The organism is Ramlibacter sp. MMS24-I3-19, from assembly GCF_050320135.1.
Taxonomy (GTDB): Bacteria; Pseudomonadota; Gammaproteobacteria; order Burkholderiales; family Burkholderiaceae_C; genus Ramlibacter.
Genome location: NZ_CP190017.1, coordinates 1,533,155 through 1,554,632, shown reverse-complemented (window position 1 = coordinate 1,554,632; position 21,478 = coordinate 1,533,155). Strand labels below are relative to the sequence as shown.

Genomic DNA, 21,478 nt, shown 5'->3' with positions numbered 1-21,478 from the left:
CTTCGCGCGCGGCTGGCGGATACTGCCGGCTCGGCAAGGAGGTGAGGCATGGCGATCCTGAAGGAATTCCGCGAGTTCGCGGTCAAGGGCAACGTGATCGACCTGGCGGTCGGCGTGATCATCGGCGCCGCGTTCGGCAAGATCGTGGACTCGCTGGTGAACGACCTGGTGATGCCCGTGATCGGGGCGATCGTGGGCAAGATCGATTTCAGCAACCTGTTCCTCGTGCTCGGGCCGGTGCCCGCAGGCACGGCGCGCACGCTCGATGCGCTGAAGAAGGCGGCCGTCCCGGTCTTCGCCTATGGAAGCTTCCTGACCGTGCTGGTCAACTTCGTGCTGCTGGCCTTCATCGTTTTCCTGATGGTCAAGCAGATCAACCGGCTGCGGCGTGCGCACGCGGAACCGGCCGCCGCGGGGCCCGCCGCCCCGCCCGAGGACATCGTGCTGCTGCGCGAGATCCGCGACAGCCTGCGCCGCGACCGCTAGCGCGCCAGCTCGCGGGCCGTGCGGATGGCCTGCAGCAGGCTGGCCGCATCGGCCCGTCCGGTGCCGGCGATGTCGAACGCCGTGCCGTGATCGGGGCTGGTGCGAACGAGCGGCAGCCCCAGCGTGACGTTCACGCCGTGCTCGACGCCCAGGTACTTCACCGGGATCAGTCCCTGATCGTGGTACATGGCCACGACGACATCGAACCCGCCCGGTTGCCCATGGCCGGCGCGGGCCCGCATGAAGATCGTGTCCGGCGGGTGCGGGCCATCCGCGTCGATGCCCTCCGCCCGAGCGTCCTGGATCGCCGGCACGATGGCCTCGATCTCCTCGCGGCCGAACAGGCCGCCCTCGCCCGCATGTGGATTGAGCCCGGCGACCGCGATCCGCGGCGCGCGGCCCAGCATGGCCTGCAGCGCGGCATGCGTGATGCGCAACGTCTGCAGCACCTGCTGGCGCGTGACGGCGTCGATGGCGGCACGCAGGGCCACATGGATGCTCACCAGCACGGTCCGCAACTCGTCGTTGGCCAGCATCATGCGCACGGGCATGTCGGCGACAGCGACACCGCGATGACGCGCGGCTTCGGCCTGCAGCAGCTCGGTGTGGCCCGGAAACGAAACGCCGGCTGCGGCGAGCGCCTCCTTGTGCAACGGGGCGGTGACCAGCCCCGCGATCTCGCCACGCAGGGCCGCGCGGGCAGCCCAGCTGACCGCGTCGGCGGCGATGCGTCCTGCGGCCGCGTCGACCTGTCCCCACGCCACGCAGCCCGTCGCAGGCGTGCCGACCTGCAGCAGCGGAATGCAGCGCGGCGGGATCCGCTGGACGTCGTCGGGTGCGTCGATCAGCGCCACCGGAAGTGCGAGCTCGCCCGGCGCGGCGAGGACAGCGCTGGCGCGCCGCATGTGCGCGAGATCGCCGACGACGAAGCAGCCCTGTGTCAACTGCGGCGCATCGCGGAACGCCTTGGCGATGATCTCGCCGCCGATGCCGGCCGGATCGCCGAGCGTGATGGCCAGCGGCCGCTGCACGGCACTCATGCGGGGTTGTCCACGTCGATGAAGCGGTGCTCCAGACCCAGTGCCTGCGCGACGTGCTGCGCGACCGCCGGCGCGCCATAGCGCTCGGTCGCATGGTGGCCGCAGGCCAGGAAGCTCACGCCGCATTCGCGCGCGTAGTGCGCCTGCGGCTCGGAGATCTCGCCGGTCAGGAATGCCTGCGCGCCGGCGGCGATGGCATCCTCGAACCAGCCCTGCGCCCCGCCCGTGCACCATGCCAGCCGCGTGATGGGCCCGGTGCGGCCCTCGACCAGGATCGGTTTGCGCCCGAGGGCCCGCTCGACATGTGCCGCGAGCGCACCCGCGTCAGCGAAGGCGCTGCCGTCGCTGCGTGCACCGAGGAAGCCGAGGTCCTGCTCGCCGAAGCGGCCGTCGGCGCGCAGATCCAGCACGCGCGCCAGCTGCGCGTTGTTGCCCAGCTCCGGGTGCGCATCCAGGGGCAGGTGGAAGGCGAACAGGTTGATGTCATGCGCGAGCAGCAGCGCGAGGCGCTGCTTCATCCAGCCGGTCACGCGGCCGTCCTGCCCACGCCAGAACAGGCCGTGGTGCACGACGATCGCGTCCGCCTGCTCGGCGATCGCGGCCTCGATCAACGCGCGGCTGGCGGTGACGCCCGAGACGATGCGGTGCACGTCGTCCCGCCCTTCCACCTGCAGCCCGTTGGGCCCGTAGTCCTTGAAGCGGGCCGGCTGCAGCAGCTGGTCGAACGCCCCGGTGAGTTGCTCGCGATGGACCATGCCGGTGATTGTGGAGCATCCCCAAGCACGCCAGCCCCAGCGGCCGCCGTCTACACTGGCGGCACTCTCCTGCTCCCCACCATGCGCCGCGTCTGGCTCCTCTTCTCGCAAACCGTCACCGTCCTCCTGGCCGCATGGTTCGTGGTCGCGACACTCAAGCCGGACTGGGTGCGGCGTCCCGCCGCGCTGGTGACCCAGGGAACGGGCGTGCAGCTGGTCGAAGTGGCCGCGCCGGCCAATGGCCCGGCGCCGCCGGGCAGCTTCCGGACGGCGGCGCAGCGCGCCTCGGCGGCCGTGGTGAGCATCAACACCAGCAAGGCGCCGGCGCGCAACCCGAACGCCAACGATCCCTGGTTCCGGTTCTTCTTCGGCGAGCAGGGTGACGCGCCGCCGCAGATGGGCCTGGGCAGCGGCGTGATCCTGAGCACCGACGGCTACATCCTCACCAACAACCACGTGGTCGAGAGCGCCGACGAGATCGAGGTGACGCTCAACGACAGCCGCACCGCGCAGGCCAAGGTGATCGGCACCGACCCCGACACCGACCTGGCCGTGCTGCGCATCTCGCTGGAGCGGCTGCCGATCATCACGCTCGGCAACTCCGACTCGCTGCAGGTGGGCGACCAGGTGCTGGCCATCGGCAACCCGTTCGGCGTCGGCCAGACCGTCACCAGCGGCATCGTCAGCGCGCTCGGCCGCAACCAGCTGGGCATCAACACCTTCGAGAACTTCATCCAGACCGATGCGGCCATCAACCCGGGCAACTCGGGCGGCGCGCTGGTGGACGTCAACGGGCAGCTAATGGGCATCAACACCGCGATCTATTCGCGCTCGGGCGGCAGCATGGGGATCGGCTTCGCGATCCCGGTGTCGACGGCCAAGCAGGTGCTCGAAGGCATCGTCAAGGACGGCGTCGTGCGGCGCGGCTGGATCGGCGTCGAGCCCGCGGAGCTGTCGCCGGACCTGATGGAGACCTTCGGCGTGAAGGCCCGCCGCGGCGTGCTGATCACGGGCGTGCTGCAGAACGGGCCGGCCGCCCAGGCCGGCGTCAAGCCCGGCGACGTGATCACGGAAGTCGCCGGCAAGCCGGTGGCCAACGTCTCCGAGCTGATGACCACCGTGGCGTCGCTCAAGCCCGGGACCGGCGCCCCATTCAAGCTGCAGCGGCGCGACGACGAAGTGCAGGTGACGGTGACACCGGGCCTGCGGCCCAAGCCGCCGTCGGCCGCGCGTTAGGAGCCGTCCGCGGCCGCGGGTTCCTCGGACGCACCCGTCTTGCGCACGAGGAGTTGGGCGCACACGATGCCCACCTCGTACAGGCCGCCGACGACGCCCAGCAGGATCATCATCGAGCCGGCGTCCGGCGGCGTGACCAGCGCGGTGCCGATGGCGGCGATGACCCAGAAATAGCCGCGCCAGCTGCGCAGCTGCTGCACCGAGACCACGCCCATGCGCACGAGCAGGATCACGGCGACGGGCACCTCGAAGGCAAGCCCGAACGCCAGGAACATCCCGATGACGAAGCTGAGGTACTCCTCGATGTCAGGCGCGGCCGTGATGCTCTTGGGGGCGAAGCTCTGGATGAACTTGAACACCTGGCCGAACACGAACCAGTAGCAGAAGGCCACGCCGGCGAGGAACAGCACGGTGCTGGAGATCACCAGCGGCAGCACCAGCCGCTTCTCGTGCGAGTACAGGCCGGGCGCCACGAAGGCCCACACCTGGTACAGCACCACCGGCAGGGCCAACATGAAGGCCGCCATGAACATGATCTTCAACGGCACCACGAACGGCGAGATGACGTTGGTGGCGATCAGCGTCGCGCCCTTGGGGAGGTGCGCCACGAGGGGCGCTGCCAGCAGGTCGTAGAGAGCCGAGGGGCCGGGCCACAGCGCCAGCAGGCCGGCGGCGATGCCGATGGCAATGATCGACTTGATCAGCCGGTCGCGCAGTTCGACGAGGTGGGCGACGAAGGGCTGCTCGGTACCGGCGAGCTCGTCTTCCTGGGGCGATTGGGACATTCAGTCAGTCGAACTTCTTCGGACGGTAGCGTGCCACGCGAGCCGCACCCGAGAGCGCGCGCGTGCGCACGCCGGTGCGGGCCTTGTACCACTGCGGCGTGGCACCCTGCTTCAGCCGCCACTTCTTCTTGGGATGCCGGTATTCGGGAAAGCTCGGTTCGGCCGGAGGGCCCGCCGGCGCGTCGAGGCTGTTGAGGCCGGTCGACCATTGGCGCTCGAAGTCGGCCGCGCCCGAGCGCACCGACTGTTCGACGTCGCGGGCCGCGCTCTCGACGCTTTCCTTCATCTTGCGAAGCTCGTCGAGCTCCATCGAGCGGTTGACCTCGGCCTTCACGTCGTTGACGTACCGCTGCGCCTTGCCCAGCAGCGTGCCCACGGTGCGGGCCACGCGCGGCAGCTTCTCGGGGCCGATGACGATCAGCGCCACCGCCCCGATCAGGGCCATCTTCGAAATGCCGAGATCGATCACGGCGCGCTTGCTCCCGCGGCCAGCATCACGACTTGTTGCGGGCCTCGACGTCGATGGTGCCCTTGTCGGCCGTCGGCGGCGTGTTGGTCACCTGTCCGGCCGGCGGCACCGGGGTCTCGGGGGCAGAGCCGTCGCGCATGCCGTCCTTGAAGCCCTTGACGGCGCCGCCGAGGTCCGAACCCATGTTCTTCAACTTCTTGGTGCCGAACACCATGACGACGATCAAGAGGACGATCAGCCAATGCCAGATGGAAAACGAACCCATGGATCACTCCTGAATGAATGAGGTGATTTTAGTCGGTGCGGCCCGGCGCTCTCGCGCACAAGACCCCACGGCGAGGAGCGAGTGCTGACCTAGCCCTTGAGCCAGGGGCGCGGGCCGCCGATCACGTGCACGTGCAGGTGGTGCACTTCCTGGCCGCCTTCGCGTCCGGTGTTGATGATGACCCGGTGGCCGCCGTCCGGATACGGATTGCAACCCTCCTGGAGGGCGAGCCGCGGGGCCATGGCCAGCATGCGGCCCAGCACCGGCGCATCCGCATCGGTCACCTGCGCGAGCGAGGGAATGTGCGCCTTGGGAATCAGCAGGAAATGCACCGGCGCCCACGGATGGATGTCGTGGAAACCGAGGATCTCGTCGTCCTCGTACACCTTGCGCGAGGGGATCTGCCCGCGCGCGATCTTGCAGAACAGGCAGTCAGGGTCGTGTTTCGGGTCGGTCATCGCGGCAGCTGTCCATTGGTGAACCGCAGCCATCCCTTGATGCAGCGGTACAGGTACCAGAGGCCGACGATCGCATGCGCGATCACGCCGGGCAGGATGAACAGCAGGTACAGCGGCAACGACAGCACGGCCCAGAACACCGCCCACCAGAACGTGCTGATCATCCAGCCGTGGTGCGCCGCGTAGAGCGGGTCATGCTCGTCGGACCTGCGGATGTAGTTGACGATCACCGCGATCACGGCCAGCGTGTACATGCTGGCCCACGCGAGCGTGTGCATGCCGTACAGCACGTGCATCACGGTGCGGTCGGACGACGTCTTGGCGTCGAACGTCACGGAGTCGGTCCTGTTCATTCGCCTGCTCCTTCGCGCTGCTGCGCCTTGCGAAGCGCCTTTTCCTCGATGCCGCTGGTGCCTTCGCGGCGTTCCAGTTCGGCGATCACGTCCGCTGGCGCCAGCCCGTAGTGCGCCAGCGCGATCATGCTGTGGAACCACAGGTCGGCCACCTCGCCCACCAGCCGCGCGCGGTCGCCGCCGTGGTCGACGTCCTTCGCGGCCATGACCGTTTCCGTGGCCTCCTCGCCGATCTTCTTCAGGAACGCATCGGGCCCCTTGTGCAGGAGGCGGGCGACGTAGCTGCGTTCCGGGTCGCCGCCGTTGGCCGGCTTGCGGCTCTCGATGACCGCGGCCAGCCGCGCGAGGGAATCGTTGGATGCCATGTGTCAGGTGTAGATCTTGGCCGGGTCCTTGAGCACCGGCTCGACGCTGGTCCAGCGGTCGCCGTCGTGGCGCTGGAAGAAACAGCTGTGACGGCCCGTGTGGCAGGCGATCGACGGGTCGTGGCCATGCTGCGTGATCTTCAGCAGCAGCACGTCGTTGTCGCAGTCCATGCGGATCTCGTGCACCTGCTGGTAGTGGCCGGACTCCTCGCCCTTGGGCCAGAGCCGCTGGCGCGAACGGCTGAAGTACACCGCGCGGCCCGACTCGGCCGTGCGGCGGAGCGCTTCGCGGTCCATCCACGCGAACATCAGCACGTCGCCGCTCGACTGCTCCTGCGCGATCACGGGCACGAGCCCGGCGGCATCCCACTTGACCTGGTCGAGCCAATCCATGGCCGCGATTGTCGCCCCGTTCGGGCGAGTGCTACATGCGCACGGGAATCCCGCGCTGCGCCAGGCGAGCCTTCGCCTGCGCGACGGTGAACTCGCCGTAGTGGAAGATGCTCGCGGCCAGCACCGCATCGGCACCGCCCTGCTGGATGCCGTCGGCCAGGTGGTCGAGCGTGCCGACGCCGCCCGAGGCGATCACCGGCACGTCGACCGCGTCGCTCACCGCGCGCGTGAGCGCCAGGTCGAAGCCGGACTTGGTTCCGTCCCGGTCCATGCTGGTGAGCAGGATCTCGCCCGCGCCACGTCGCGCCATCTCGGTGGTCCACTGCACGGCATCGAGGCCGGTGTTGCGACGTCCGCCGTGGCTGTACACGTCCCATCCCGGGCCGCGGGCCTGCTCGTCGTCGCCAGACCGCTTCTTGGCATCGATGGCCACCACGATGCACTGCGCCCCGTACTTGGCCGAAGCAGCGCTGATCACGTCGGGATCGGCGATCGCAGCCGAATTGAAGCTGGTCTTGTCGGCCCCGGCATTGAGCAGCCGGCGCACGTCGTCGACGGTGCGCACGCCGCCGCCGACGGTGAGCGGAATGAACACCTGCGAGGCAACCGCCTCGATGATGTGCAGGATCAGCCCGCGCTCGTCGCTGGTGGCGGTGATGTCGAGGAAGGTGAGTTCGTCGGCGCCCTGCTCGTTGTAGCGCGCGGCGATCTCCACCGGGTCGCCGGCATCGCGAAGCTCGACGAAGTTGACGCCCTTGACGACGCGGCCGCCGGTGACGTCCAGACAGGGAATGATGCGTTTGGCCAGCATGGCCGCATTGTGACGGGCCGCGGGGCAGGCCCGCGCCGCGTCAGTCCTTCGCGAGCTCGTCGGCCTTGGTCTGCGCCTGCACGAAGTCCAGGTCGCCGCTGTAGATGGCCCGGCCGCAGATGACGCCCTCGATGCCCTCGTCCTCGACGGCGCAGAGCCGCTCGATGTCGGGCAGGCCCGAGAGGCCGCCGGAAGCGATCACCGGGATCGTGAGCGCCTGGGCGAGCTTGACCGTGGCTTCGATGTTGATGCCGGTGAGCATGCCGTCGCGGCCGATGTCGGTGTAGACGATGGACTCGACGCCCCAGTCCTCGAACTTGCGCGCCAGGTCGACCACCTCGTGGCCGGTGAGCTTGCTCCAGCCGTCGGTGGCGACCTTGCCGTCCTTGGCGTCGAGGCCGACGATCACATGGCCGCCGAAGGCGCTGCAGGCGTCCTTGAGGAAGCCGGGATTCTTGACGGCCGCGGTGCCGATGATCACGTAGCGCAGGCCGGCGTCGATGTACTTCTCGATGGTGTCCAGGTCACGGATGCCACCGCCCAGCTGCACGGGAATGTCGTCGCCGACGGCCTTGAGGATGGCCCGCACGGCCGCGAAGTTCTGCGGCTTGCCGGCGAAGGCGCCATTGAGGTCCACGAGGTGCAGGCGCCGCGCGCCCTTGCCGAGCCAGGCCTTGGCCATTGCCGCCGGGTCTTCGCTGAAGACGGTGGCCTGCGCCATGTCGCCTTGCTTCAGCCGCACGCAGTGGCCGTCCTTGAGGTCGATGGCGGGGATCAGGAGCATGTGACGTCGGGGGTGTGCGCTGCACCTGCGGCGGGGCGGAACCGGCCGCCCACGGGGGCATCAGGGATTCCAGCGCAGGAAATTTCGGTAGAGGGCCAGGCCGGCGTCAGCGCTTTTCTCGGGGTGGAACTGGGTCGCAAAAATATTATCGCGGGCCAGCGCGGCGGTAAAGCGGCCGCCATAGTCGGCTTCTCCTGCGCTGTGGCGTGCATCCGACGGACGCGCATAGAAGCTGTGCACGAAATAGAACCACGCCCCGTCCTCGATGCCGTCCCACATCGCATGCGGCTGGGTCTGCAGCACGCGGTTCCAGCCCATCTGGGGCACCTTGAAGCGGCTTCCGTCGGGCTGGGTGCGACCCGCCAGCTGGAACCGCAGGACCTCGCCACTGATGAGACCGAGCCCGTCGCTGGGACCTTCCTCGCTGCGATCCAGCAGCATCTGCATGCCCACGCAGACGCCGAACAGCGGCTTGCGGGCGGCGGCATCGAGCACGGCCTGCAGCAGCCCCGAGTCGCGCAGCTCACGCATGCAATCGGGCATCGCCCCCTGCCCCGGCAGCACGACGCGCTCGGCCGCATGCACTTCCTCCGGGCGAGAGGTGATGATGGCCTGGTAGCCCGTGTCGCGCGCGGCGTGCAGCACTGCCTGCGAGACGGACCGCAGGTTGCCCATGCCGTAATCGACGACCGCGACGGTTTTCATGGATGGGACGCGCCGGGGCAGCCCGGCCGCAGGACTGTCAGAGGGATCCCTTGGTGGACGGGATGGTGCCGGCGGCACGCGGGTCGAGTTCGACCGCGCTGCGCAGCGCACGCGCGAAGGCCTTGAACACGGTCTCGCACTGGTGGTGCGCGTTCTCGCCGCGCAGGTTGTCGATGTGCAGCGTGACGAAGGCGTGGTTGACGAAGCCCTGGAAGAACTCGTGTGCCAGCTGGGTGTCGAACGTGCCGATCATGCCGCTCTTGAACGGCACGCTCATCACCAGTCCGGGCCGCCCGGAGAAGTCGATCACCACGCGCGACAGCGCCTCGTCCAGCGGCACGTAGGCGTGGCCGTAGCGGCGGATGCCCTTCTTGTCGCCGATCGCCTTCGCCACCGCCTGGCCGAACGTGATGCCGACGTCCTCCACCGTGTGGTGGCCGTCGATGTGCAGGTCGCCTTCGGCCTGGATGTCGAGGTCGATCATCCCGTGCCGCGCGATCTGGTCGAGCATGTGGTCGAAGAAGCCGATGCCGGTGGAAAGGCGCGCCTGGCCGGTGCCGTCCAGGCCGACCCTCACCGCGATGCGGGTCTCGGCGGTGTTGCGGGTGATCTCGGCGGTGCGAGGTGTGGTCATAGCGAGGCCTGGAGTGCCGCCAGCATCTGCGTGTTCTCGTCGGCGGTGCCGACGGTCAGGCGCAGGCAGTTGGCCAGCAACGGATGCATTCTAGAAACGTTCTTGACCAGCACGCCGCGTGCCTTCATGCCCTCGAAGGTGCGCGCCGCATCGGGCACGCGCACCAGGACCATGTTGGCGTCGCTGCGCCAGGCCTTCACCTTCGGCATCGCGGCGAGCGCATCCAGCAGCCGGCCGCGCTCGCGGCGCAGCTCGGTGGCCTGTGCGTCGAAGACATCGGCATGCTCCAGCGCGAACAGCGCCGCCTCGGCGTTGAGCACGCTCACGTTGTACGGCGGCCGCACCTTGTCGATCTCGGCGACCAGCGCCGCGCGGCCCACGAGGTAGCCAATGCGCACGCCGGCCAGGCCGAACTTGCTCAAGGTGCGCATCAGCAGCACGTGGTCGTGCCGGGCCAGTCTGTCGAGGTAGCTGCGGCTGGCGAACGGCTGGTAGGCCTCGTCGATCACCACCAGCCCCGGCGCGGCCTGCACGATGCGTTCGATGACCGCGTCGTCCCACAGGTTGGCCGTCGGGTTGTTCGGGTAGGCGAGGTAGACGATCGAGGGCTTGCGCTGCGCGATCGCGGCCAGCATCGCGGCCTCGTCCAGTTCGAAGTCGGCCGTCAAGTCCACCGGCACGAAGCGCAGGCCCTGCAGCTGCGCGCTCATCGCGTACATGACGAACCCGGGCGCGGGCGCCACGACCGTTGCGCCCGGCAAGTCGCACGCCATGGCCAGCAGCGAGATGAGTTCGTCCGAACCGTTGCCCAGCACGAGGTCGAAACCGGCAGGCACCTTGGCGTGGCGGCGCAGCGCCTCCTTGAGCACGTCGATCCGCGCGCCGGGATAGCGGTTGAGGGCCACGGCGCCGAGCCGCTCGCCGAGTTCGCGCTGGAGCGCGGGCGGCAACCGGTGCGGGTTCTCCATCGCATCCAGCTTCAGCAGCCCCGTCGAAGGCTGCACGGCATAGGCATGCATGCCCTGCACGTCCGCGCGCAGCAGCTTGCGCAGGCGGTCCGGAACGGCGTTCATGGTTTCAACCTCATCTCGGCGGCGCGCGCATGGGCCTGCAGGCCTTCGCCGTGGGCGAGCGTCGAGGCGATGCGTCCGAGCGTCTGCGCACCGGCTTCGCTGACCTCGATCAGGCTGCTGCGCTTCTGGAAGTCGTACACCCCGAGCGGGCTGGAGAAGCGCGCGGTGCTGCTGGTGGGCAGCACGTGGTTGGGACCGGCGCAGTAGTCGCCCAGGCTCTCGCTGGTGTACGCGCCCAGGAAGATGGCGCCCGCGTGCTTCAGCAGCGGCTCCCAGCGGTGCGGCTCGTGGCTGGCGATCTCCAGGTGCTCGGGCGCGATGCGGTTGCTGATGGCGCAGGCCTCGTCCATGTCGCGGGTGAGGATCAGCGCCCCGCGGCCGGAGAGTGACTTGGCGATGATCTCTGCGCGCGGCAGCGACGGCAGCAGCCGGTCGATCGCCTGCTGCACCTGCTCGATGTACGCGGCGTCGGGGCACAGCAGGATGCTCTGCGCCAGTTCGTCGTGCTCGGCCTGCGAGAACAGGTCCATCGCCACCCAGTCCGCCGGCGTGCTGCCATCGGCCAGCACCAGGATCTCGCTCGGGCCCGCGATCATGTCGATGCCGACCTGGCCGAACACACGGCGCTTGGCGCTGGCCACGTAGGCATTGCCGGGGCCGGTGATCTTGTCGACGCGCGGGACGGTCTCGGTGCCGTACGCGAGCGCCGCGACGGCCTGCGCCCCGCCGATCGTGAACGCGCGGTGCACGCCAGCGACGTGAGCCGCGGCCAGCACCAGCGGATTCTTCTCGCCCCGCGGCGCGGGCACCACCATCACGATCTCGCCGACGCCGGCCACGTGGGCCGGGATCGCGTTCATCAGGACCGACGACGGGTAGGCGGCCTTGCCGCCGGGCACGTAGATGCCGACCCGATCCAGCGGCGTGACCTTCTGGCCGAGCAGCGTGCCGTCGGCGTCATGGTAGGTCCAGGTCTCGCCACTGGCCCGCTTCTGTGCCTCGTGGAAGCTGCGCACGCGCGCCGCTGCGGTCTCGAGCGCCGCTCGCTGTGCCTGCGGCAGTCCGTCGAAGGCGGCCTTCAGCTCCTCGCGCGAGAGCTCCATCTCGCGCATCGTGCCGGCCTGCAGGCCATCGAAGCGGCGCGTGAATTCCAGGACCGCGGCATCGCCCCGCTCGCGCACGGCGGCCAGGATCTCCGTGACCGCCTGCTCCACCTGCGCGTCGGTGTCGGCGGACCAATGCAGGCGCGCCTGGAAAGCAGCCTCGAAACCGGCATCGACGGTGGACAGTCGCAGGGGACGGGCTTGCAAGGTCATGGCTTGGCGCGTGCAAAGGCGTCGATGAGTGCGCGCATCGGAGCCTGCTTGAGCTTCAGCGAGGCCTGGTTCACCACCAGCCGCGCGCTGATGTCCATGATGCGCTCCACCTCGACGAGGTCGTTGGCCTTGAGCGTGCCGCCGGTCGAGACCAGGTCGACGATGGCGTCCGCCAGGCCAGTGAGCGGTGCGAGTTCCATGCTGCCGTACAGCTTGATCAGGTCCACGTGCACGCCCTTGGCGGCGAAGAACTCGCGTGCGATGCCCACGTACTTGGTCGCCACGCGCAGGCGCGAGCCCTGGCGCACGGCGCTCGCGTAGTCGAAGTCCGCACGGACGGCCACGCTGACACGGCAGCGCGCGATGCCCAGGTCGAGCGGCTGGTACAGGCCCTGGTTGCCGTGCTCGATGAGCGTGTCCAGGCCGGTCACGCCCAGGTCGGCGCCGCCGTACTGCACGTAGGTCGGCACGTCGGTGGCGCGCACCAGCACGACGCGCACGTCGTCGCGGTTCGTGCCCAGGATCAGCTTGCGCGAAGTCTCCGGGTCTTCGAGCACGCGCACGCCGGCGGCCTGCAGCAGCGGCAGCGTCTCGTCGAAGATCCGCCCCTTGGACAGCGCAAGCGTGATCACGCGCTCACCCTTTCGATGTCGGCGCCGATGGCGGCGAGCTTGGCCTCCATCCGGTCATAGCCACGATCGAGGTGATAGATGCGGTCCACCAAGGTCTCGCCGTCGGCGACCAGTCCCGCGATGACCAGGCTGGCGGACGCGCGCAGGTCGGTCGCCATGACGGCCGCCCCCGACAGCGAGGGCACGCCTTCGATCACCGCCACCTTGCCGTCGACCTGGATGTGCGCGCCCAGGCGCACCAGTTCGTTCACGTGCATGAAGCGGTTCTCGAAGATCGTCTCGGTGACATGCGAGGCGCCGTCGGCGATGACGTTCAGCGCCATGAACTGGGCCTGCATGTCGGTGGGGAAGCCCGGGTATTCGGTGGTGCGGAAGCTCTGGGCCTTCAGGCGCCCGTCGGACTGCACGCGGATGCCGCCATCCACCGCGGTGACCGTGGCGCCCGCGGCGCGCAGCTTCTCGACGACCGCCTCGAGATGGTCGGTGCGCCCGTGGCGCAGCAACACGTCGCCGCCGGTGGCTGCGACGGCGCAGAGGAAGGTGCCGCATTCGATGCGATCGGCCACCACCTGGTGGGTGCAGCCACCCAGCCGCGGCATGCCGTGGATGCGGATGCGGCTGGTGCCGTGGCCCTCGATGCGCGCGCCCATGCGAATGAGCATCTCGGCCAGGTCGGAGATCTCCGGCTCCTGCGCGGCGTTCTCCAGCACCGTCTCCCCGTCGGCGAGCGCGGCCGCCATGAGGAAGTTCTCGGTGCCGGTGACCGTCACCATGTCGGTGGTGATGTTGGCCCCGTGCAGCCGCTCGCGCCCTTTGGGGAGCTTGGCGATGATGTAGCCGTGCTCGACGACGATGTCGGCACCCATCTGCTGCAAGCCCTTGATGTGCTGGTCGACGGGCCTCGAGCCGATGGCACAGCCGCCCGGCAGCGACACCGTGGCTTCGCCGAAACGCGCGAGCAGGGGACCGAGCGCGAGCACGGAGGCACGCATGGTCTTCACGAGCTCGTACGGCGCCTCGGGCGAGGTGAGCGAGCTGGCATCGATGCGCACGCTGCCGTCGTCGTGCCGCGTGGCTTCGACGCCCATGTTGCGCAGCAGCTTGAGCATGGTGCTCACGTCCTGCAGGCGCGGCACGTTCTCCAGCGTCACCGGCGCGTCGGTCAGGAGGGCTGCGCACAACTCCGGCAACGCGGCGTTCTTGGCACCGGAAATGCGGACTTCGCCGTGGAGGCGGCGGCCTCCGCGAATCAGTAACTTGTCCATCGAAGCAGGCTCAGTGGGGTTGGGACGCCCACTCGGCGGGCGTCAGGGTGCGCATGGACAAGGCGTGGACCTCGTCCGTGTGCATTCTCGCACCGAGCGTGGCGTAGACCAGCTGGTGGCGCTGGATCGGCCGCTTGCCCTGGAAGGCGGCGGACACGATGACGGCCGACCAGTGGCGGCCGTCGCCCTCGACCTGCAGGTGGTCGCACGGCAGGCCGGCGGCGATGAGGGAGCGCAGTTCCTCGGAAGTCATGGGAGATGGATTGGCGTTCAGCCGCGGATCTTGTAGCCGATGCGCAGCAGGTGCACGGCAGTGGCGCTCACCACCACGAAGGCCGTGCCGACGACGCCCAGGCTGAGCCACGGCGACACGTCGCTGGCGCCGAAGAAGCCGTAGCGGAAGCCGTCGATCATGTAGAAGAACGGATTGAGGTGGCTCACGCGTTGCCAGAACGGCGGCAGCGAATGGATGGAATAGAACACGCCGGCCAGGAACGTCATCGGCATCACGAGGAAGTTCTGGAAGGCCGCCATCTGGTCGAACTTCTCGGCCCAGAGGCCGGCGATCAGCCCCAGCGAGCCCAGCATGCCGGCGCCGAGCAGGGCGAAGGCAAGCGCCCACAATGGCGCCACGAAGCCGGGGTGCGCGAACAGCGCGGTGACGGCGAAGACGCCCAGGCCCACGGCCAGTCCCCGCGCCACCGCCGCGCCGACGTAGGCGACGAACCAGCTCCAGTGCGACAGCGGCGTGAGCAACAGGAACACCAGGTTGCCGGTGATCTTGCTCTGGATCAGCGACGACGAGCTGTTGGCGAACGCGTTCTGCAGCACGCTCATCATCACGAGGCCCGGCACCAGGAACGCCGTGTAGCTGATGCTGTCGTACACCTTCACGCGGTCCTCGAGCACGTGGCCGAAGATCAGCAGGTACAGCATCGCCGTCAGCACCGGCGCCGCCACGGTCTGGAAGCTCACCTTCCAGAAACGCAGCACTTCCTTGTACAGCAGCGTCTGCCAACCCCCCGCGTAGCTGCTCATGCCGCGACCTCGCGCTGGTGCCTGGCCGACATCACGTCGAGGAACACGTCCTCGAGATCGGGTTTGCGGATCTCCACATCCTCCACGCGCAGGCCAGCCTGCCGGATCGTGGCGAGATAGGTCTCGATCTCGTGCGCGTCATGCGCCGGCAGTTGCACGATGCGGCCCGTGACGCGCGCCTTGTCGGCGAACTGCGGCGGCAGGTCGCGGTCGATCTTGAATCGCAGCACGTTGCTGGAGGCCGCCTTCAGCAGGTCGCTGGTGCGCTCCAGGGCCACCACCCGGCCCGCCTTGAGCATGGCGATGCGGCCGCACAGCGCCTCGGCCTCCTCGAGGTAGTGCGTGGTGAGCAGCACCGTGTGGCCCTCGCGGTTCAGGCGGGCGATGAACTGCCAGAGCGTCTGGCGCAGCTCGACATCGACGCCTGCCGTCGGCTCGTCCAGCACGATCACCGAAGGCTTGTGCACCAGCGCCTGCGCCACCAGCACCCGCCGCTTCATGCCGCCCGACAGCTGCCGCATGTTGGCGTTGGCCTTGTCGGCAAGGCCCAGGCTCTCGAGCAGTTCCGCGATCCAGGCCTCGTTGTTGCGCACGCCAAAGTAGCCGGACTGGATGCGCAGCGCCTCGCGCACGGTGAAGAACGGATCGAAGACCAGTTCCTGCGGCACGACGCCGAGCTGCCGTCGGGCCTGCGCATAGTCGGCATGCACGTCGTGACCCAGCACCGACACATGGCCGCTGCTGGCTCGCGCGAGGCCGGCCAGGATACTGATCAGGGTCGTCTTGCCGGCGCCATTGGGGCCGAGAAGACCGAAGAACTCGCCTTCCTCGATGTCGAAACTGACATCGTCGAGGGCGGTGAGGGTGCCACGCGCGGACCGGAAGGTCTTGCTGACAGACTGGAACGAGATCGCGGGCATCGAGCCCGCCATTTTAGGCGGTGGCCCTCGTGCGCGCCCGGAGCGCACGAGATGGCCCGCATTACGTCAGGCCGTGGCGGGCGTGAGCAGTTCAGCGACGCCGTACACGCCGGCCAGCTCGCGCAGGCGCGGCGGCAGGCCGGCCACTGCAAAGGTCTTGCCGAGCGCGAAGGCCTCGCGGCGGCAGTCGAGCAGCACCGCCAGCGCGGACGAATCGAACTGCTGCAGCGCCGATGCATCGGCCACGGCCTGCGCGCCGGGTTCCGAGCGCAGCGCCTGCGCCAGCATGCGGGTGCAGGCCGCCGCCTCGTCGTGCGTCAATTGGGCAGGCAGCACTAGCACGCGATCAGCCCTTCTTGGCGGCGTTGGTCTTGTTCCGCTCGGCCAGCGAGGCGATCAGGCCGTCCACGCCCTTGGCGTTGATCTCCTGCGCGAACTGGCTGCGGTAGGTCTCGACCAGCCACACGCCCAGCACGTTCAGGTTGTAGATCTTCCAGCCGGCACCCTCGCCCGGGGTCTTCTCCAGCCGGTAATCGAGCTGGATCGGGTCGCCGCGGCCGCGGATCTCGGTGCGCACGATGACATCCTTGTCCTCCGGCGACGAGCGCATCGGCTTGATCGTGATGCTCTGGTCGTTCACCTGCGACAGCGCGCCCGAGTAGGTGCGCACCAGCAGCGTCTTGAACTCGTCCTGCAGCCGCTTCTTCTGCTCGGGCGTGGCCTGCCGCCAGGCCGGACCACCGCAGCGGCCGTCATCCGGCCGAAGTTCACGTTGGGCATGATCTTGGTATCGACCAGCTGCATGATGCGGTCGAGATCGCCACCCTTGAGCGACTTGTCGTTCTTGATCGCGCCCAGCGTCTCTTCGGACAGGCGCTTGATCATCACGTCAGGTGCCTCATCAGCCGCCAGCGCGAGCGAAGGCAATCCGGCGCCGGTGACGGCCAGAGCGAGGAACACGGCCGCGAAGCGGCCCAGGGTACGTCGATTCATCAGGTCCTTTCCGAAGCGGGACAGGCCCGCGATGGGGGTTGGAACACCACAGGCGCAGCAGGGTTCCTGCACGGACCCGCCGCCTGCAACAGCTTGCAACTAACGGCCGGGCTGGGTGCCGGCCGCCGGCGCGGTATCGGGCTCCGGCTCAATGTAGCCGTCACTGCCCTCGCTGCCCTCGCCGCCCGCCTTGCCGCTGCCGGGATTGTCCTGGCGAGAAGTGCCTTCGAAGATGTCCGCTCGGCGCTTCTGCAGGTAGGCGTCGCGCGTGAAGCTGTACTTGTCGAGCGCGGCGCCTTCGAGCACGTCGCCAGCGCGCAGCAGGTTGGCGCGCACGTCCACCAGCCGCAGGCCGTAGAGCGTGTCGCGCTCGCCGACCGGCGAAAAGTGGTACAGCGGGTCGCCCTGCCAGTCCACCGGAAGCGCGATCGTGTCACGCAGCGTCGAGGGACCCAGCAAGGGCAGCACGATGTACGGACCGGCCGGCACGCCCCAGCGGCCGAGCGTCTGGCCGAAGTCCTCGCGATGGCGGTCGATGTTCATCTCGCTGGCCGGATCGAGGATGCCGCCCAGGCCGAAGAAGGTGTTGACCGAGAAGCGCATCCAGTCCTCGGCCGCGTTCTGGATCTTCAGCTGCAGCAGGCTGTTGATGCCCGACCAGGCGTCGCCCAGGTTCGAGAAGAAGTTCGACACGCCGGTGCGCGCCAGCGCCGGCACCTTCTCTCGGTAGAACGTGGCGCTCGGCTTGAGCACCACGGCGTCGACCTTCTCGTTGAACTGGCTCACGCCGCGGTTGAACGGCTCCAGCGGATCACGCGGATTGGGCCCCGCCGCGCAGCCCGCCAGCGTCAGCGACGCACAGGCGGCCACTGCCAGCAGCAACTGGCGCAGGCGGCGGGAGGAAGGGACCAGGATCATTTCTTGGCGGGCGCGGGCGCGGGTGCGGATGCCGGCGCGTTGTTGTTGGTGTTGCCTTCGGCCGCCTTGCTGTACAGGAACTGACCGATGAGGTTCTCGAGGACGACCGCCGACTGGGTGGATGCGATCGTATCGCCCGCCGCCAGGTTCTTGTCGTCGGACCCCGCCTCGACGCCGATGTACTGCTCACCCAGCAGGCCGCTGGTGAGGATCTTCAGCGAGCTGTCCTTGGGGAACTGGTAGCGGTTCTCGAGCGCCAGCGTCACGCGGGCCTGGAAGCTCTTGTCGTCGAAGGTGATCGAGTCGACGCGGCCGACCACCACGCCGGCACTCTTGACCGCGGCCTGCCGCTTGAGGCCGCCGATGTTGTCGAACTTCGCCGTGACGCGGTAGGTGGGCTGGAAGCTCAGGCTCAGCAGGTTGGCCGACTGCAGCGCCAGGAAGAGCAGCGCCGCCGCGCCGACCAGCACGAACAGTCCCACCCACACATCGTTCTTGCTCTTGTCCATCTTGCTTTCCTCAGATGCTGAACATCATCGCCGTGAGCACGAAATCGAGCCCGAGCACCGCGAGAGACCCCACGACAACGGTCCGCGTGGTCGCGCGCGACACGCCTTCCGGCGTGGGCTGGGCCTCGAAGCCTTCCAGCAGTGCGATGAAGGTGACCGTGGTGCCGAACACCAGGCTCTTGATGAAGCCGTTGCCGACGTCCTTCCACACGTCCACGCCGCCCTGCATCTGGCTCCAGAACGCGCCCGGGTCGACGCCGATCAGCATGACGCCGACGACATAGCCGCCGATGATGCCCACCGCACTGAACACCGCGGCGAGCAACGGCAGGGCGATCACGCCGCCCCAGAACCGCGGCGCCAGGATGCGGCGCACCGGATCGACCGCCATCATTTCCATCGCCGACAACTGCTCGCCGGCCTTCATGAGGCCGATCTCGGCGGTCAGCGAAGTGCCGGCGCGCCCCGCGAACAGCAGCGCGGTGACCACCGGGCCGAGCTCGCGGACCAGCGACAGGGCCACCAGCAGGCCGAGCGCCTCGGACGACCCATACCGCTGCAGCGTGTAGTAACCCTGCAGGCCCAGCACGAAGCCGACGAACAGGCCCGAGACCGTGATGATCGCCAGCGAGTAGTTGCCCAGGAAGTGCACCTGGTCGCGCACCAGCCCGAACCGTCGCAGGCTGGGACCCGTGAGTGCGAGCAGCCGCACGAAGAGACGCGCGCCCACGCCTACGTTGGCCAGCATGCTGCGCGTGGCGTAGCCGACATCGGCAGGTTTCCACCAGCTCATCGCACGTGTCCTCCGCCGAAGTCCTGGGCGACGCTCGGCCCGGGATAGTGGAAGCGCACCGGACCATCGGGCCGCGCCTGGACGAACTGCGACACCAGGGGGTCGGTGGAGGCGCGCACCTCGGCCGGCGTGCCCTGGGCGGCGATGCGTCCGTTGGCCAGCACGATCACCTGGTCCGCGATGCGGAAGGTCTCTTCCAGGTCGTGCGACACCACGATGCTGGTGATGCCCAGCGTGTCGTTCAACTGCCGGATCAACTGCGCGGCGGTGCCGAGGGAGATCGGATCGAGGCCGGCGAACGGCTCGTCGTACATCACGAGCTCGGGATCGAGCGCGATCGCCCGCGCCAGCGCCACGCGCCGGGCCATGCCGCCGGACACCTCGCTGGGCATCAGGTCGCGCGCACCGCGCAGGCCCACCGCGTTGAGTTTCATCAGCACGATGTCGCGCACCAGGTCCTCGGGCAACGTGGTGTGCTCGCGCAGCGGGAATGCCACGTTGTCGAAGACGGACATGTCGGTGAACAGCGCGCCGAACTGGAACAGCATGCCCATGCGGCGGCGGATGGCGTACAGCCCCGCCGCGTCGAGGCGGCCGACATCCTGGCCGTCGAACGTGAGGCTGCCGGCCTGCGCGCGCACCTGACCTCCGATCAGGCGCAGCACGGTGGTCTTGCCGCCGCCCGATGCGCCCATGAGGGCAGTCACCTTGCCACGCGGAACCGTGAAGCTGACCCCGTCGAGGATGCGCCGGTCGCCGTAGCCGAAGCTCAGATCGCGGCAGTCGACGAGCACGCTGTCGTGCGGTGCGGGCATGCGGAGGAATTCACCGGCACAGGGCCGGCGCGTTGTGAAGCAATCACCGATGATACGGGTTACCCCTCATCGCTGCTGAGCTGGCGCGCCGAGCCCCACTTTCCGGTCAGGCAAAGTGTGTGAGGAATGTCGCGGAAACAACGGGCCGCCCTCGCTGAAGCGTCGTGCGGCCCGCAAGACTCAGCGGGGCAGGTCCGAAAAACCCATGAGGTACTCGTCCACGGCGCGTGCGGCCTGGCGTCCTTCGCGGATGGCCCACACGACCAGCGACTGGCCACGGCGCACGTCACCGGCCGCGAAGACCTTCGGCACGTTCGTGGCGTAGCCGCCGATGAAGTCGGTGCTGGCCTTGGCATTGCCACGGGCGTCCTTCTCGACGCCGAAGGCGTCGAGGACCGTGGCCACCGGGCTGGTGAAGCCCATGGCCAGCAGCACCAGGTCGGCCTTCAGCGTCTGCTCCGAGCCCGGCACTTCGGACATCTTGCCGTCCTTCCACTGCACGCGGACGGTCTTCAGGCCGGTGACCTTGCCACCCTTCCCATCCTTTGCATCGCCGATGAACTCCTTGGTGGCGATGGCGAACTCGCGTTCGCAGCCTTCCTCGTGCGAGGAACTGGTGCGCAGCTTGTACGGCCAATAGGGCCAGGTGAGCGGCTTGTTCTCCAGCTCGGGCGGCTGCGGCATCAGCTCGAACTGCACGACGCTCGCGGCGCCATGGCGATTGCTGGTGCCCACGCAGTCGCTGCCGGTGTCGCCCCCGCCGATCACGATGACATGCTTGCCGTCGGCGCGGATCTGGCCCTTGACCTTGTCACCCGCGTTGACCTTGTTCTGCTGCGGCAGGAACTCCATCGCGAAGTGCACACCGTCGAGATCGCGGCCGGGCACCGGCAGGTCGCGTGACTGCTCGGCGCCACCGGCCAGCAACACGGCGTCGAAGTCCTTGCGCAGCTGCTCGGGAGACACCGTCTCCTTGGCCCAGTTGGTGACCTTGGAGCCCTTGGGCAGCTCGCCCACCATCACGCCGGTGCGGAAGGTGACGCCCTCGGCCTTCATCTGCTCCACGCGACGGTCGATCTGCTCCTTCTCCATCTTGAAGTCGGGAATGCCGTAGCGCAGCAGGCCGCCCACGCGATCGTTCTTCTCGAACACGGTGACGTCGTGGCCGGCTCGCGCCAGTTGCTGCGCCGCCGCCAGTCCCGCGGGACCAGAGCCGACGACGGCGACCTTCTTGCCGGTCTTGACCCGCGCGATGCGCGGCTTCACCCAGCCGTTGGCCCATGCCCGATCGGCGATGGCGCGCTCGAGCGACTTGATGCCCACCGGCTCGTCGTTGTAGTTCAGCGTGCAGGCCGCCTCGCAGGGCGCGGGGCAGATGCGGCCGGTGTACTCGGGGAAGTTGTTGGTCGAGTCCAGCACCTGCCAGGCGTTGAACCAGTCCTGCTGGTAGACGAGGTCGTTGAAGTCGGGGACGACGTTGTTGACCGGGCAGCCGCTGTTGCAGAACGGCGTGCCGCAGTCCATGCAGCGCGCGGCCTGCACCTTGGCCTGCTTGTCATCAAGGCCGACGACGAATTCCTTGTAGTGCTTCAGGCGCTCGGGCACGGGCTTGTAGCCCTCCTCCACGCGCTCGAACTCCATGAAGCCGGTGATCTTTCCCATGGCGT

Annotated in this window: 28 protein-coding genes and 1 pseudogene; 2 read left to right on the top strand and 27 right to left on the bottom strand. The window is 68.6% G+C overall.

Going from position 1 to position 21,478, the window contains the following annotated elements; all coding sequences use genetic code 11:
- Positions 1 to 48: 48 nt before the first annotated feature.
- Entirely contained in the window at positions 49 to 486 is a 438-nt protein-coding gene (gene mscL / locus ACPWT1_RS07720; protein WP_427914791.1) for a large conductance mechanosensitive channel protein MscL, read from the top strand.
- Here mscL and pdxA read toward each other — a convergent pair.
- Both pdxA and ACPWT1_RS07710 read right to left on the bottom strand, forming a co-directional pair.
- Complete coding sequence (pdxA, locus tag ACPWT1_RS07715) at positions 483 to 1,526, bottom strand: 4-hydroxythreonine-4-phosphate dehydrogenase PdxA (RefSeq protein ID WP_427914790.1); 1,044 nt, start codon at positions 1,524 to 1,526, stop codon at positions 483 to 485. The two genes, mscL and pdxA, sit on opposite strands and share 4 nt — an antisense overlap.
- Entirely contained in the window at positions 1,523 to 2,281 is a 759-nt protein-coding gene (locus ACPWT1_RS07710) for a Nif3-like dinuclear metal center hexameric protein (protein WP_427914789.1), read from the bottom strand. Before ACPWT1_RS07710 ends, pdxA begins: the two co-directional genes overlap by 4 nt.
- A gap of 81 nt (positions 2,282 to 2,362) precedes the next feature.
- Here ACPWT1_RS07710 and ACPWT1_RS07705 point away from each other — a divergent pair, with 81 nt between their 5' ends.
- Positions 2,363 to 3,517 (top strand): Do family serine endopeptidase, encoded by a 1,155-nt coding sequence (locus ACPWT1_RS07705; RefSeq protein WP_427914788.1) that lies wholly within the window; start codon positions 2,363 to 2,365, stop codon positions 3,515 to 3,517.
- Here the strand turns inward: ACPWT1_RS07705 and tatC are convergent.
- From tatC to ACPWT1_RS07580, 25 genes and pseudogenes are all read right to left on the bottom strand, one after another.
- Entirely contained in the window at positions 3,514 to 4,302 is a 789-nt protein-coding gene (gene tatC / locus ACPWT1_RS07700) for a twin-arginine translocase subunit TatC (RefSeq protein ID WP_427914787.1), read from the bottom strand. The genes ACPWT1_RS07705 and tatC overlap by 4 nt on opposite strands.
- A 4-nt stretch (positions 4,303 to 4,306) precedes the next feature.
- Positions 4,307 to 4,771 carry a Sec-independent protein translocase protein TatB gene (tatB, locus tag ACPWT1_RS07695; protein WP_427914786.1) on the bottom strand — a complete coding sequence of 155 codons (465 nt, stop codon included), beginning with the start codon at positions 4,769 to 4,771 and terminating at the stop codon, positions 4,307 to 4,309.
- A 25-nt stretch (positions 4,772 to 4,796) separates the two neighbouring features.
- Entirely contained in the window at positions 4,797 to 5,036 is a 240-nt protein-coding gene (gene tatA, locus ACPWT1_RS07690) for a Sec-independent protein translocase subunit TatA (RefSeq protein WP_427914785.1), read from the bottom strand.
- An 89-nt stretch (positions 5,037 to 5,125) separates the two neighbouring features.
- A complete protein-coding gene (locus ACPWT1_RS07685) occupies positions 5,126 to 5,494 on the bottom strand; it encodes a histidine triad nucleotide-binding protein (RefSeq protein ID WP_427914784.1) in 369 nt (122 codons plus the stop codon).
- Positions 5,491 to 5,847, bottom strand: coding sequence for a DUF4870 family protein (locus tag ACPWT1_RS07680; RefSeq protein ID WP_427914783.1), 357 nt, complete (start codon positions 5,845 to 5,847; stop codon positions 5,491 to 5,493). Before ACPWT1_RS07680 ends, ACPWT1_RS07685 begins: the two co-directional genes overlap by 4 nt.
- On the bottom strand, positions 5,844 to 6,212 hold the full coding sequence (locus ACPWT1_RS07675; RefSeq protein WP_427914782.1) for a phosphoribosyl-ATP diphosphatase: 369 nt from the start codon (positions 6,210 to 6,212) through the stop codon (positions 5,844 to 5,846). The genes ACPWT1_RS07680 and ACPWT1_RS07675 overlap by 4 nt, the downstream gene beginning before the upstream one ends.
- Positions 6,213 to 6,215: 3 nt before the next feature.
- Positions 6,216 to 6,614 carry a phosphoribosyl-AMP cyclohydrolase gene (gene hisI, locus ACPWT1_RS07670; protein ID WP_427915521.1) on the bottom strand — a complete coding sequence of 133 codons (399 nt, stop codon included), beginning with the start codon at positions 6,612 to 6,614 and terminating at the stop codon, positions 6,216 to 6,218.
- Positions 6,615 to 6,636: 22 nt separating this feature from the next.
- A complete protein-coding gene (gene hisF / locus ACPWT1_RS07665; RefSeq protein WP_427914781.1) occupies positions 6,637 to 7,416 on the bottom strand; it encodes an imidazole glycerol phosphate synthase subunit HisF in 780 nt (259 codons plus the stop codon).
- A gap of 40 nt (positions 7,417 to 7,456) precedes the next feature.
- On the bottom strand, positions 7,457 to 8,200 hold the full coding sequence (hisA, locus tag ACPWT1_RS07660) for a 1-(5-phosphoribosyl)-5-[(5-phosphoribosylamino)methylideneamino]imidazole-4-carboxamide isomerase (RefSeq protein ID WP_427914780.1): 744 nt from the start codon (positions 8,198 to 8,200) through the stop codon (positions 7,457 to 7,459).
- Between the two features lie 60 nt (positions 8,201 to 8,260).
- Complete coding sequence (gene hisH, locus ACPWT1_RS07655) at positions 8,261 to 8,905, bottom strand: imidazole glycerol phosphate synthase subunit HisH (RefSeq protein WP_427914779.1); 645 nt, start codon at positions 8,903 to 8,905, stop codon at positions 8,261 to 8,263.
- Positions 8,906 to 8,942: 37 nt separating this feature from the next.
- Complete coding sequence (gene hisB, locus ACPWT1_RS07650) at positions 8,943 to 9,539, bottom strand: imidazoleglycerol-phosphate dehydratase HisB (RefSeq protein ID WP_427914778.1); 597 nt, start codon at positions 9,537 to 9,539, stop codon at positions 8,943 to 8,945.
- The gene (hisC, locus tag ACPWT1_RS07645) at positions 9,536 to 10,612 is read right to left on the bottom strand and encodes a histidinol-phosphate transaminase (RefSeq protein WP_427914777.1); all 1,077 of its coding nucleotides are present in this window, start codon (positions 10,610 to 10,612) and stop codon (positions 9,536 to 9,538) included. Before hisC ends, hisB begins: the two co-directional genes overlap by 4 nt.
- The gene (gene hisD / locus ACPWT1_RS07640) at positions 10,609 to 11,928 is read right to left on the bottom strand and encodes a histidinol dehydrogenase (protein ID WP_427914776.1); all 1,320 of its coding nucleotides are present in this window, start codon (positions 11,926 to 11,928) and stop codon (positions 10,609 to 10,611) included. The genes hisC and hisD overlap by 4 nt, the downstream gene beginning before the upstream one ends.
- On the bottom strand, positions 11,925 to 12,560 hold the full coding sequence (gene hisG, locus ACPWT1_RS07635) for an ATP phosphoribosyltransferase (RefSeq protein ID WP_427914775.1): 636 nt from the start codon (positions 12,558 to 12,560) through the stop codon (positions 11,925 to 11,927). The genes hisD and hisG overlap by 4 nt, the downstream gene beginning before the upstream one ends.
- Positions 12,557 to 13,825 (bottom strand): UDP-N-acetylglucosamine 1-carboxyvinyltransferase, encoded by a 1,269-nt coding sequence (murA, locus tag ACPWT1_RS07630; RefSeq protein WP_427914774.1) that lies wholly within the window; start codon positions 13,823 to 13,825, stop codon positions 12,557 to 12,559. The genes hisG and murA overlap by 4 nt, the downstream gene beginning before the upstream one ends.
- Positions 13,826 to 13,835: 10 nt before the next feature.
- Positions 13,836 to 14,078 (bottom strand): BolA family protein, encoded by a 243-nt coding sequence (locus tag ACPWT1_RS07625; RefSeq protein ID WP_427914773.1) that lies wholly within the window; start codon positions 14,076 to 14,078, stop codon positions 13,836 to 13,838.
- Positions 14,079 to 14,095: 17 nt separating this feature from the next.
- Positions 14,096 to 14,863 carry an ABC transporter permease gene (locus ACPWT1_RS07620; protein ID WP_427914772.1) on the bottom strand — a complete coding sequence of 256 codons (768 nt, stop codon included), beginning with the start codon at positions 14,861 to 14,863 and terminating at the stop codon, positions 14,096 to 14,098.
- Positions 14,860 to 15,783: an ABC transporter ATP-binding protein gene (locus ACPWT1_RS07615; protein WP_427914771.1), complete on the bottom strand. Its 924-nt coding sequence runs from the start codon at positions 15,781 to 15,783 to the stop codon at positions 14,860 to 14,862. The genes ACPWT1_RS07620 and ACPWT1_RS07615 overlap by 4 nt, the downstream gene beginning before the upstream one ends.
- Positions 15,784 to 15,849: 66 nt before the next feature.
- Positions 15,850 to 16,125: an STAS domain-containing protein gene (locus ACPWT1_RS07610; protein WP_427914770.1), complete on the bottom strand. Its 276-nt coding sequence runs from the start codon at positions 16,123 to 16,125 to the stop codon at positions 15,850 to 15,852.
- A gap of 4 nt (positions 16,126 to 16,129) precedes the next feature.
- Positions 16,130 to 16,776 (bottom strand): annotated as a pseudogene (locus ACPWT1_RS07605) (MlaC/ttg2D family ABC transporter substrate-binding protein).
- Positions 16,777 to 16,875: 99 nt separating this feature from the next.
- Positions 16,876 to 17,694 carry an MlaA family lipoprotein gene (locus tag ACPWT1_RS07600; RefSeq protein WP_427914769.1) on the bottom strand — a complete coding sequence of 273 codons (819 nt, stop codon included), beginning with the start codon at positions 17,692 to 17,694 and terminating at the stop codon, positions 16,876 to 16,878.
- Complete coding sequence (gene mlaD, locus ACPWT1_RS07595; RefSeq protein WP_427914768.1) at positions 17,691 to 18,203, bottom strand: outer membrane lipid asymmetry maintenance protein MlaD; 513 nt, start codon at positions 18,201 to 18,203, stop codon at positions 17,691 to 17,693. Before mlaD ends, ACPWT1_RS07600 begins: the two co-directional genes overlap by 4 nt.
- 10 nt (positions 18,204 to 18,213) lie before the next feature.
- Entirely contained in the window at positions 18,214 to 18,996 is a 783-nt protein-coding gene (gene mlaE, locus ACPWT1_RS07590) for a lipid asymmetry maintenance ABC transporter permease subunit MlaE (RefSeq protein WP_427914767.1), read from the bottom strand.
- On the bottom strand, positions 18,993 to 19,811 hold the full coding sequence (locus tag ACPWT1_RS07585) for an ABC transporter ATP-binding protein (RefSeq protein WP_427914766.1): 819 nt from the start codon (positions 19,809 to 19,811) through the stop codon (positions 18,993 to 18,995). The genes mlaE and ACPWT1_RS07585 overlap by 4 nt, the downstream gene beginning before the upstream one ends.
- 180 nt (positions 19,812 to 19,991) lie before the next feature.
- Positions 19,992 to 21,473: a glutamate synthase subunit beta gene (locus ACPWT1_RS07580; protein ID WP_427914765.1), complete on the bottom strand. Its 1,482-nt coding sequence runs from the start codon at positions 21,471 to 21,473 to the stop codon at positions 19,992 to 19,994.
- Positions 21,474 to 21,478 lie beyond the last annotated feature (5 nt).